The 2,877-nt window shown below is 72.9% G+C and carries 5 protein-coding genes and 1 pseudogene; 3 read left to right on the top strand and 3 right to left on the bottom strand.

Features of this window, described 5'->3' with window-relative positions; translation table 11 throughout:
- Window positions 1-40: 40 nt before the first annotated feature.
- Window positions 41-265 (top strand): annotated as a pseudogene (locus tag H5J29_RS27685) (DUF5926 family protein); the annotation flags it as partial.
- A 48-nt stretch (window positions 266-313) separates the two neighbouring features.
- On the opposite strand, the gene H5J29_RS27680 reads toward H5J29_RS27685, so the two are convergent.
- Window positions 314-847: a ferritin gene (locus H5J29_RS27680; RefSeq protein WP_312858445.1), complete on the bottom strand. Its 534-nt coding sequence runs from the start codon at window positions 845-847 to the stop codon at window positions 314-316.
- A 17-nt stretch (window positions 848-864) separates the two neighbouring features.
- On the bottom strand, window positions 865-1,668 hold the full coding sequence (locus H5J29_RS27675) for a CPBP family intramembrane glutamic endopeptidase (RefSeq protein ID WP_376768582.1): 804 nt from the start codon (window positions 1,666-1,668) through the stop codon (window positions 865-867).
- A gap of 25 nt (window positions 1,669-1,693) precedes the next feature.
- Between H5J29_RS27675 and H5J29_RS27670 the strand changes: the two genes are divergently transcribed.
- A complete protein-coding gene (locus H5J29_RS27670) occupies window positions 1,694-2,155 on the top strand; it encodes a hypothetical protein (RefSeq protein ID WP_181783930.1) in 462 nt (153 codons plus the stop codon).
- The gene (locus H5J29_RS27665; RefSeq protein ID WP_181783929.1) at window positions 2,152-2,505 is read left to right on the top strand and encodes a DUF3817 domain-containing protein; all 354 of its coding nucleotides are present in this window, start codon (window positions 2,152-2,154) and stop codon (window positions 2,503-2,505) included. Before H5J29_RS27670 ends, H5J29_RS27665 begins: the two co-directional genes overlap by 4 nt.
- 13 nt (window positions 2,506-2,518) lie before the next feature.
- On the opposite strand, the gene H5J29_RS27660 is transcribed toward H5J29_RS27665, so the two are convergent.
- A partial coding sequence (locus H5J29_RS27660) for a DUF2470 domain-containing protein (protein ID WP_181783928.1) occupies window positions 2,519-2,877 on the bottom strand: 359 nt, incomplete at its 5' end.

Genomic DNA, 2,877 nt, shown 5'->3' with positions numbered 1-2,877 from the left:
GACGATCTCGTGATCCTCTGACCCAGGGCGCAGGACCGCGCTCGAGCTCGGCGAGGGCACCCGGTACGCGGGCGCCTTCCGCGCGCACGGCCTGCTCGTGCCGGTGTGGGACCTGGACCGGGAGATGCACTCCAAGGAGTGGGCCGCCCCCGCCGCGGCCTTCGCGAAGCGGCTCGCGGAGGCCCTCGCGGTCACGACCGACCTCACCACCGCCGAGCGCTCCGCCCGGGACGCGCTGGCGGGCAAGCAGGTCACCCTCCGCTGACGTCGTGAGTGGCGATGGTCGCTCTGGCGACCGTCGCCGCTCACCGGGTCAGACTCGGCCGCCCGCCACCGGGGGTGCGCTCGGGTCCGTGGCGCCGCCCTTGCTCAGCTCGCGGGCCACGAAGTCCTCGATGTGGAACAGGTTGTCCCCGGCCCGCTGCACCACGGTGAGCAGGGTGGACATGGAGGCGACCTCCTCCACCTGCTCCTTCAGGAACCACTGCATGAACTGCTCGCCGAGGTAGTCGCCCTCGTCCCGCGCGGTGCGCGCGAGCGTGGTGATCTGCTCGGTGACCTGCTTCTCCTGCTTGAGCGCGAGCCGCACGACGTCCTCGACGGTGCCGAAGTCGTTCACCACCGCGTCGATGCCGGGGATGACCGGGCGGGTGTCCGTGTCGAGCAGGTACTGGACCATGCTCATCGCGTGGTTGCGTTCCTCCAGCGCCTGCGCGTAGAAGTGCGCGGCGAGCTGGGGCAGATCCTCGTCGTCCAGCCAGACGGCGACGGCGGTGTACTGCTGCGAGGCCGTGAACTCGCTGCGGATCTGGTCGCGGAGCAGGGCGAGGAACTTGGAGTCCGACACCCGCCCATGGTAGGTGATCAGAGCCGGAGACCGGCCGGGAGCAGGGCATATCCCACGAACGCCACGACGTCGATGAGCGCGTGTGCCCCGATCAGCGGCCACAGCCGCCCGGTCCGTTGCCACACTCGGCCGAACACCAGCCCCATCACGATGTTCCCGACGAACCCGCCGAACCCCTGGTAGAGGTGGTAGCAGCCGCGCAGCAGCGCCGCGGCCAGCACCGACCGGCCCGCCGACCAGCCCAGCTGGCGCAGCCGGGTGAGCAGGTAGCCGATCATCACGACCTCCTCCGCCCAGGCGTTCGCACAGGCCGAGAGGACGAGGACCGGGGTGCGCCACCAGACGTCGTCGAGCGTGGTGGGGGCCACCTCGAGGCTGACGCCGAGGGCGCGGGCGACCAGGTAGAGCCCCAGGCCCGGGATCCCGATCAGGGCGGCGAGCCCGACGGCGTCGCGGGTGTCCCGGCCGCGGCGGCGCGCGTCGAGGCCGATCTTGACCAGCGGGAACCCGGCGCGCAGCAGCAGGTAGGCGCCGAGGGCGCCCCAGCCGACGAGCTGCAGCACCCGCACGAGCTGCAGGGCCAGGTCGACCACGCCGACCTGCGCGGCGGGGGCGTTCAGCGCCACCTGCTGGTCCGCGAGGGGGGTGGGGGAGAGCAGCGAGTCCAGCAGGGAGAGCGCGCTGCGCACCGCGGAGAGCCCGAGGGTGACCGTGAGCATCACGGCGATCTCCAGGCCGATCAGCCTGCGCGCCGCCGGATCGCGGACCTCGTCGACCGGGGACGGCGGTGCGGCGAGCCACGAGGGGAGTCGGCCTGCCACGGCCGGAGAACGTACCCTGGTCCATGTGTGGCGCGTGGTCCTGTCCCCGAAGTGGATCCTCTGGCACCTGCTGGCGATCCTCGCGGTGGCGACGTGCGTGGTCGCGGCGATCTGGCAGTGGGACCGCGCGGGCTCGGCGCTCGGCTCGGCGCTGAACGTCGGGTACGGCGTGCAGTGGCCGATCTTCGCGGTGTTCTTCGGCTACATGTGGTGGCGGTTCCTGCGGATGGACCTCGCCGAACACCGTGAGCTGCGGGCGATGGCCGAGTCCACCCCTGTCCCGGAACTGTCCCCGGAGCAGGTGCCGGTCGCCGACGAGGCGGACCCGGCGCCGTGGGACAGCCCCTTCACCCGCTCGCCGGTGCCCGCCGAGGCCCCCGTCACGGAGGCGGAGGCGCCCGCCCTCAGCGAGTACAACCGGATGCTGGCGGCGCTGGCCGCCCGCGACGCCGAGGACCGACGGGCCCGGCTACAGTCGAGGCCGTGAGCAGTCCTCGCCCGTCCTCGGCCGCCCCGCGACCCGCCGGCTGGCGGCTGCCGCTGTACCGGACGTTCGCGTGGATCACGGGTGTCGGGCTGGTCCTGCTGGTCTTCTACGCGATGCCGATGAAGTACTTCTTCGACACGCCCGGCCCGGTCGCGATCATCGGCATGCTGCACGGCTTCCTGTACATGGCCTACATCGTGGCCACGCTGGTGCTCGCCGAGCGGGTCCGGTTCACCCCGGGCTTCGCCCTGCTCGTGCTGCTCGCGGGCACCATCCCGATCGCGTCGTTCGTGGCCGAGCGCAAGGTCACGCGGCTCGTGCAGGACAAGGAACGGGCCGCGGCGGTCTAGTGCCCGGGCGGAGTCACTCCGCCTGGTCGACGGCCTCGTGCGCGGTGCCGCCGACCTGGCGGAAGGGGCAGCCGACGAGCAGGCCCAGCTGGGTCCGCAGCTCGTCGGCGGTCCGGGCCTCCTCCTGCCAGGCCAGCCGCACGTCGTGGTCCCCGTCCGTGGTCTCCACCCGCAGCCGCAGCCCGCAGCGGTCCACGCCGAGCGGGCGCACGCGGGCCCCCAGGGTGTGCCGCAGCGGGGCGGGGAGGTGGCGGGCGAGCGCGTCGAACACCTCGGGATGGGCGTCCTCGAGGTGGGACAGCCAGTGGTCCTCGATGCGGCAGAAGGGATCGGGCTGCGCGGCGGCCAGGTCCACCGGGGCCAGCGCCGCGG

This window comes from Pseudonocardia pini (assembly GCF_013870575.1).
Classification (GTDB): Bacteria; Actinomycetota; Actinomycetes; order Mycobacteriales; family Pseudonocardiaceae; genus Pseudonocardia; species Pseudonocardia pini.
The sequence above is the reverse complement of the archived record's forward strand: the minus strand, read 5'-3'. Positions and strand labels throughout refer to the sequence as shown.